The 7,821-nt window shown below is 72.4% G+C and carries 5 protein-coding genes; all 5 read left to right on the forward strand.

Annotated features, from left to right (window positions below; all coding sequences use genetic code 11):
- Positions 1-43: 43 nt before the first annotated feature.
- The 5 genes from ACIQHQ_RS25235 (at position 44) to sucD (ending at position 7,421) form a co-directional block, all read left to right on the forward strand.
- On the forward strand, positions 44-2,440 hold the full coding sequence (locus ACIQHQ_RS25235; protein WP_402615309.1) for a DUF5682 family protein: 2,397 nt from the start codon (positions 44-46) through the stop codon (positions 2,438-2,440).
- A gap of 148 nt (positions 2,441-2,588) precedes the next feature.
- On the forward strand, positions 2,589-3,755 hold the full coding sequence (locus ACIQHQ_RS25240; RefSeq protein ID WP_402615312.1) for a VWA domain-containing protein: 1,167 nt from the start codon (positions 2,589-2,591) through the stop codon (positions 3,753-3,755).
- A gap of 281 nt (positions 3,756-4,036) precedes the next feature.
- Positions 4,037-4,828 carry a hypothetical protein gene (locus ACIQHQ_RS25245; protein ID WP_402615314.1) on the forward strand — a complete coding sequence of 264 codons (792 nt, stop codon included), beginning with the start codon at positions 4,037-4,039 and terminating at the stop codon, positions 4,826-4,828.
- Positions 4,829-5,336: 508 nt separating this feature from the next.
- Complete coding sequence (gene sucC / locus ACIQHQ_RS25250; RefSeq protein ID WP_402615317.1) at positions 5,337-6,515, forward strand: ADP-forming succinate--CoA ligase subunit beta; 1,179 nt, start codon at positions 5,337-5,339, stop codon at positions 6,513-6,515.
- A gap of 21 nt (positions 6,516-6,536) precedes the next feature.
- Complete coding sequence (gene sucD, locus ACIQHQ_RS25255; RefSeq protein WP_053674592.1) at positions 6,537-7,421, forward strand: succinate--CoA ligase subunit alpha; 885 nt, start codon at positions 6,537-6,539, stop codon at positions 7,419-7,421.
- Positions 7,422-7,821: the final 400 nt, after the last annotated feature.

Raw genomic sequence — 7,821 nt, forward strand, 5'->3', positions numbered from 1 at the left:
CCGACGGGTTCGGACCGGGCATGCGGAACGGGAGGGGGATGAAGTGACCGGTGTGGAAAGGGCCGTCGGCCAGGAGGCCGGGGCGGGGCCGGTGCTGCTCGGAGTGCGGCATCACGGGCCCGGATCCGCGCGGGCGGTGCGGGCGGCGCTGGAGGAGGTCCGGCCGCGGGTCGTGCTGATCGAGGGGCCACCCGAGGCCGACGCGCTGGTCCCGCTCGCCGCAGATCAGGACATGCGTCCGCCGGTCGCCCTGCTCGCCCACGCCGTGGACGAGCCCGGCCGGTCGGCATTCTGGCCGCTGGCCGAGTTCTCCCCGGAGTGGGTCGCCCTCCGCTGGGCCCTGGAACACGACGTACCGGCCCGCTTCATCGACCTGCCCGCCACCCACACGCTGGCCCGGGGGCTGCCGGAGAACGAGGCGGCGGTGGAGGGCGAACGGCCCCTGGATGCCGAGAAGGTGACGGACGGGGACGACGCCCCCGGCCCGGCCGACCTGCGGATCGATCCGCTCGGAGTGCTCGCCGAAACCGCCGGTTACGACGACCCGGAGCGGTGGTGGGAGGACGTTGTGGAACACCGGAGCGCGGGAGCGGGCGACGCGCTCGCGCCGTTCACCGCGCTCGAGGAGGCCATGACCGCGCTGCGGGAGACCTACGGCAGCGGGGGACACGACCGGGACCTCGTGCGGGAGGCGTACATGCGGCTCCAGGTGCGCTCCGCCCAGCGGGAGTTCGAGGACGCCGTGGCGGTCGTCTGCGGAGCCTGGCACGTTCCCGCCCTGCGGCAGAAGACCACCGTCGCCGCCGACAAGGCGCTGCTGAAGGGGCTGCCCAAGGTCAAGACGGACATGACCTGGGTGCCGTGGACCCACCGCCGGTTGTCCCGGGACAGCGGGTACGGGGCCGGCATCGACTCGCCGGGCTGGTACGGGCACTTGTTCACCGCCCCGGACCGGCCGGTCGAGCGGTGGCTGACCAAGGTGGCGGGGCTGCTGCGCGCCGAGGACCGGATCGTCTCCTCCGCGCACGTCATCGAGGCGGTGCGGCTGGCCGAGACCCTGGCGGCGATGCGCGGCCGTCCGCTGCCCGGCCTGAGCGAGACGACCGACGCGGTGCGGGCGGTGATGTGCGAGGGCTCGGACGTGCCGCTGGCACTGGTGCGGGACCGGCTCGTCGTCGGGGACGTGCTGGGACGAGTGCCGCCGTCGGCGCCGGCCGTGCCGTTGCAGCGGGATCTCACCCGTTTGCAACGCCGGCTGCGGCTGAAGCCGGAGGCGCTGGAGCGGGAGGTCGAGCTCGACCTGCGCAAGGAGAACGACGCCGCCCGCAGCAGGCTGCTGCACCGGCTGCGGCTGCTCGGCATCGTGTGGGGCGAACCGGCCGCCTCTCGGGGCAGCACGGGCACCTTCCGGGAGACGTGGCGGCTGCGCTGGGAGCCCGAGCTGGCCGTGCGGGTCGCCGAGGCCGGGGTGTGGGGGACGACCGTCCTGTCCGCCGCGACGGCCAGGGCGGAGGGGGAAGCCGTCACCGCGGAGAGCCTCGCCGACGTCACGGGGCTGGCCGAGCGCTGCCTGCTGGCCGGACTGCCCGACGCGCTGCCCACCGTGATGCGGGTCCTCGCCGACCGGGCGGCCCTCGACACCGACGTCGGCCATCTCGCCCAGGCACTCCCGGCCCTGGTCCGCTCCCTGCGCTACGGCGACGTGCGCGGCACGGACACCGGCGCCCTGGCGGAGGTCGCGGCGGGACTCGCCGAGCGGGTCTTCGTCGGACTGCCCCCCGCCTGCGCCGCGCTCGACGCGGACGCCGCCGAGGAGATGCGAGGCCATGTGGACGCGGTGCACGGAGCCGTCGGGCTCCTGGGGGACGCCCCCGCGGAGGGACACGGACACCTGAGAGGCCGTTGGCAGGCGGTGCTGCGGGTGCTGTCCGGGCGGGACACCGTGCCCGGCGTGATCCGGGGGCGGGCCGTGCGGCTCCTGCTCGACGACGGGGAGCTGGCACAGGACGAGGCGGCGCTGCTGATGGGACTCGTCCTGTCCCCCGGCACACCGCCCGCGGACGCCGCCGCGTGGATCGAGGGGTTCGTCGGAGGGGGCTCGGGGGGCGGGATGCTCCTGCTGCACGACGAACGGCTGCTCGGGCTGGTCGACGCGTGGCTGACCGGCGTGCCGGCCGAGGCCTTCACGGACGTACTGCCCCTGCTGCGGCGGACGTTCTCGGCGTACGAGCCCGGCGTGCGCCGGACCATCGGTGAACTGGTCCGACGCGGACCGGGAGCCGGAGGCGGCGCGACCGTCACCGGCGCAGCGACACCCGGCTTCGCGGCCGAGCTCGACCCGGCGCGCGCGGACGCCGTGCTGCCGGTCGTGCGGCTGCTGCTCGGGCTGGACGAAGTGGACGAGAACACCGGCAACGACCTGGCGGGGGTGACGGGATGACGACCCAGACACTGACGGAGCGGGCGAGGACACCGGAGGGAGGGGACACCGCGGACACCGTGACGGGCGGGCTCCGGGCGGAAGGGCGGCCGGCGACGGCCGTGCCGGTGATCCCGCTGTGGGAACGGCCTCGCAAGGGAGGACGGGGATGACGTCCCGGACGACGGACCCGGCTCAGGAGCGGCTGCGGCGGTGGCGGCTGGTGCTCGGAGGCGACGCGGCGGACGGCACCGGCTGCGCCCTGTCCGGGCAGGACGCGGCGATGGACGGGGCGCTCACCGCGCTCTACGGCAGGAAGGACGGCGCGTCACAGGGCGGCCGGGACCGTTCGGCGGGGCTCGGGGCGTCGGCACCGTCCGTGGCCCGCTGGCTCGGAGACATCCGCACCTATTTCCCGTCCTCCGTCGTGCAGGTCATGCAGCGCGACGCCATCGACCGGCTCGGACTCGCCACGCTGCTGCTGGAGCCGGAGATGCTGGAGGCGGTGGAGGCCGACGTGCACCTCGTCGGCACGCTCCTTTCACTCAACAAGGCGATGCCGGAGACGACGAAGGAGACGGCCCGGGCCGTCGTGCGCAAGGTCGTCGAGGACCTGGAGAAGCAGCTCGCCACCCGCACCCGGGCCACCCTCACCGGCGCGTTGAACCGCAGCGCCCGCATCAGCCGGCCCCGCCACCACGACATCGACTGGAACCGCACGATCGCGGCCAACCTCAAGCACTACCTGCCCGAGTACCGAACCATCGTGCCGGAACGGCTCATCGGCTACGGGCGGGCGGCCCGTAGCACGAAGAAGGAGGTCATCCTCTGTATCGATCAGTCGGGATCCATGGCGGCATCCGTTGTCTACGCATCGGTGTTCGGGGCGGTGCTCGCCTCGATGCGGACGATCTCCACGCGACTCGTCGTCTTCGACACGGCGGTCGTCGACCTCACGGACCAGCTGGACGACCCGGTCGACGTGCTGTTCGGCACGCAGCTCGGCGGTGGCACGGACATCAACCGGGCGCTCGCGTACTGCCAGTCGCAGATCACCCGGCCCGCGGAGACGGTGGTCGTGCTGATCAGCGACCTCTACGAAGGCGGCATCCGCAACGAGATGCTCAAGCGGGTCTCCGCCATGAAGGCCTCGGGCGTGCAGTTCGTGACGCTGCTGGCGCTCTCGGACGAGGGGGCACCTGCGTACGACCGGGAGCACGCGGCGGCGCTGGCGGCGCTGGGGGCACCGGCGTTCGCGTGCACGCCCGATCTGTTCCCCGAGGTGATGGCGGCGGCGATCGAGAAGCGGCCGTTGCCGATACCGGACGCGGCGTGAAGAGCTCGGCTTGGAAGGGCTCCGCGTGAGGGCTCCGCGTGAGGGTTCCGGGAAAGGGCTCAGCGTGAGGTGTTACGCCTAAGGGGCTGCGCGTGAGGGGCGGATGGCGCCTTGTCCATGCATAGTCGTCCGGCGTGCGGCGGCGGAGCGGACATGACGGCCCGTCGGTGGGTAAGGGCTTGCGCAACCTCCGTACTCCCGTGCGAGGATCGGCGCCTGCTCGGCCGTGCGTGATGCCGGCCGGGCGGTACCGCTTCCGTCGCACGGGAGGAAGCCCCCACTTGATCTGGTCAGCAGCCCTGCCCGGCGCCGCGTCGCACATGCCGCGCACAGCGGCCGGGCGACACGCGCTCCATGTGGCGCTGCTGCTGGCCGGGTTGTCGGGCAAGCCGGGGCCGCGCGGCAAGCCCGGGCTTCCTGCCGTGTCGGTGCTGCCCGCCTCGTCCGGGCGGCCGGACCTGCAACCGCTGCCGGACCTGCCCGGACCGCTCGGATCAGCCGCGCTGCCGGCCCTCCCCGTCCCGCCCGGCGAGCACGCAGGGCCGCCCGGAGCGCCCGGGCTCCCTCCGCTGCCCGGGCAGTGGGCACCACCGGGCCATCTGCCCGGGCTCCCCCCGCTGCCCGGCCAGTGGGCACCACCGGGCCACCCTCTCCCCGCCACGGTCATGGCTGCTCCGCAACCGGAAGGGACGGCGGCGCGAGGAGCCGTTCTCCCGAAGCGGATCACGGCGCTGGGCGCCGGCGGTCAGGGCAGCGGGCCGTACGCCACCCGCGCCCACCACGTCCGACCAGCGGGTCACCCCGGCCGTCCGAGCCACTCACGTCACCCCCGCCCGGCCAGTCCCTCCACGTACCCCGGGCCTGCCCCGGCCGGTCACCCGTCGGACGGCCGTCCCGAGGGCGTGCTCGGGAATCGGGTCATGGCCGACAGCGGCTCGTCGCGTCACGGCGACGCCCATGCCGTCACCCCGGGCCGCCGGGCGTCGCTCAGGCTCGTGCCCGGTGCCGTGGCCCGCACCCACGTGGCCGGCGCCATGGGCGGTCAACGGGACAGCCCCCTCTTCCCCGGCTAGTACCGGCGGATCGCCCGGGCGGCTTGCCGCAGACCCGGCCGGGGGCGCTCACGGCGGCCTTCTCCCAAGTGCTTCACGAGGCCTCACGCCCGGACGGCCGAAAGCCGTCGGTTGTCCGGGACCGAAACCTCGTGGAAAAGGGCCGGATGGTCCCCGTCGGGGCGGGGACCACCCGGCCCGCACCCCGGAGAGCCGGGTCCTGAACAGGGCCTCGGCGCTCCTCCGGAGGTGTCCGGCGGGCCTCACCGGGTCAACCCCAGCCCGGTGAGGCCCCTCACCCCCGGCACGCCGTGCCAGAGAGCACGGCATCATGTGACAGGTATCACCGCTCAGGTGTGACCCTCGATTTAGAGGCCCCCCGCAAGCAGCGATAACCTGCGAGACGGACATGCCGCGCGCTCGGACACCGTGTGCGCCTCCCTTGTGACAGACAGCGGACGTCACGTTGCCCTCGCGGCACGCCCACGCAGACAACGAACCGCGAGATCACTGATAGGGACGGAAGCGCGTGGACCTGTTCGAGTACCAGGCGAGGGACCTCTTCGCCAAGCACGATGTACCGGTGCTGGCCGGTGAAGTCATCGACACGCCTGAGGCGGCCCGCGCAGCCACCGAGCGCCTCGGTGGCAAGTCCGTCGTCAAGGCCCAGGTGAAGGTCGGCGGCCGTGGCAAGGCCGGTGGCGTCAAGCTCGCCGCCACCCCCGACGAGGCGGTCGAGCACGCGACCAACATCCTCGGCATGGACATCAAGGGCCACACGGTCCACAAGGTGATGATCGCCGAGACGGCCCCGGAGATCGTGGAGGAGTACTACGTCTCCTTCCTCCTGGACCGTGCCAACCGCACCTTCCTCTCCATCGCCTCCGTCGAGGGCGGCATGGAGATCGAGGAGGTGGCGGCCACCCGCCCCGACGCCGTCGCCAAGACGCCGATCGACGCCAACGAGGGTGTCACCGAGGCCAAGGCCCGCGAGATCGTCGCGGCCGCCAAGTTCCCGGCCGAGGTCGCCGACAAGGTCGTGAACGTCCTCGTCAAGCTGTGGGACACCTTCATCAAGGAGGACGCCCTCCTCGTCGAGGTCAACCCGCTGGCCAAGGTCGCCTCCGGTGACGTCATCGCCCTGGACGGCAAGGTCTCCCTGGACGAGAACGCCGAGTTCCGTCAGCCGGAGCACGAGGCCCTCCAGGACAAGGACGCGGCCAACCCGCTCGAGGCCGCCGCCAAGGCGAAGAACCTCAACTACGTCAAGCTCGACGGCGAGGTCGGCATCATCGGCAACGGCGCGGGTCTCGTCATGAGCACCTTGGACGTCGTCGCGTACGCCGGTGAGGCGCACGGTGGCGTCAAGCCCGCCAACTTCCTCGACATCGGCGGTGGCGCCTCCGCCGCCGTCATGGCGAACGGCCTGGAGATCATCCTCGGCGACCCGGACGTCAAGTCCGTCTTCGTCAACGTCTTCGGCGGCATCACCGCCTGCGACGAGGTCGCCAACGGCATCGTCCAGGCGCTGCAGCTGCTGAAGGACAAGGGCGAGGACGTCACCAAGCCCCTCGTCGTCCGTCTGGACGGCAACAACGCCGAGCTGGGTCGCAAGATCCTCTCCGACGCCAACCACCCGCTGGTCCAGCGCGTGGACACCATGGACGGCGCGGCCGACAAGGCCGCCGAGCTCGCGGCTGCGAAGTAAGGGACGAGGGACTAAACAGCCATGGCTATCTTCCTCAACAAGGACAGCAAGGTCATCGTCCAGGGCATGACCGGTGCCACGGGCATGAAGCACACCAAGCTCATGCTGGCCGACGGCACCAACATCGTCGGTGGCGTGAACCCCCGCAAGGCCGGCACGTCCGTCGACATCGACGGCAACGACATCCCGGTCTTCGGTACGGTCGCCGAGGCGATCGAGAAGACGGGCGCGAACGTGTCCGTGCTCTTCGTCCCGCCGGCCTTCGCCAAGGCCGCCGTCGTCGAGGCCATCGACGCCGAGATCCCGCTCGCGGTCGTCATCACCGAGGGCATCGCGGTCCACGACTCGGCCGCGTTCTACGCCTACGCCGTGTCCAAGGGCAACAAGACCCGGATCATCGGCCCGAACTGCCCCGGTCTCATCACGCCGGGCCAGTCCAACGCCGGCATCATCCCGGGCGACATCACCAAGCCGGGCCGCATCGGCCTGGTCTCGAAGTCCGGCACGCTGACGTACCAGATGATGTACGAGCTGCGCGACATCGGCTTCTCCTCCGCCGTCGGCATCGGTGGCGACCCGGTCATCGGGACGACCCACATCGACGCCCTCGCCGCGTTCGAGGCCGACCCCGACACCGACCTGATCGTCATGATCGGTGAGATCGGCGGCGACGCCGAGGAGCGGGCCGCGGCCTTCATCAAGGAGAACGTGAAGAAGCCGGTCGTCGGCTACGTCGCGGGCTTCACCGCGCCCGAGGGCAAGACCATGGGCCACGCCGGCGCCATCGTCTCCGGCTCCTCGGGCACGGCCGCCGCGAAGAAGGAGGCCCTCGAGGCCGCCGGCGTCAAGGTGGGCAAGACCCCGACCGAGACCGCCAAGCTGGCGCGCGCCATTCTCGGCAACTGAGTACAGCCTTCACCGGCTGAACGACGCCGTAGTGCACATCGATGGGTCCGCTCCCCGAACGGGGGCGGACCCATCGCCCTGTCCGCGGTCTTCGACCGTCGTGCCATGAGCCCGTCGTGCTCTCCTGCTCGGCGTGACCTTCTGCTCTTCGTACGCACGGCCCCTTCCGCACCGGCGCCTTAGTCCCCGCCTCCGCGCTCACCGGTCCGCCCCGCCTCCGCGCTCACCGGTCCGCCCCGCCTGACGGCCTGCTCGCGCGCCCGATGGTCTGCACGCGCGACAGCCCTGCCCGCGTGCCTGACGGACTGCTCGCGCGCCCGATGGTCTGCCCGCGCGGCAGCCCTGCCCGCGTGCCTGATGGTCTGCTCGCGCGCCCGATGGTCTGCCCGCGCGGCAGCCC

It is taken from the genome of Streptomyces sp. NPDC092370, assembly GCF_044755265.1.
Classification (GTDB): Bacteria; Actinomycetota; Actinomycetes; order Streptomycetales; family Streptomycetaceae; genus Streptomyces.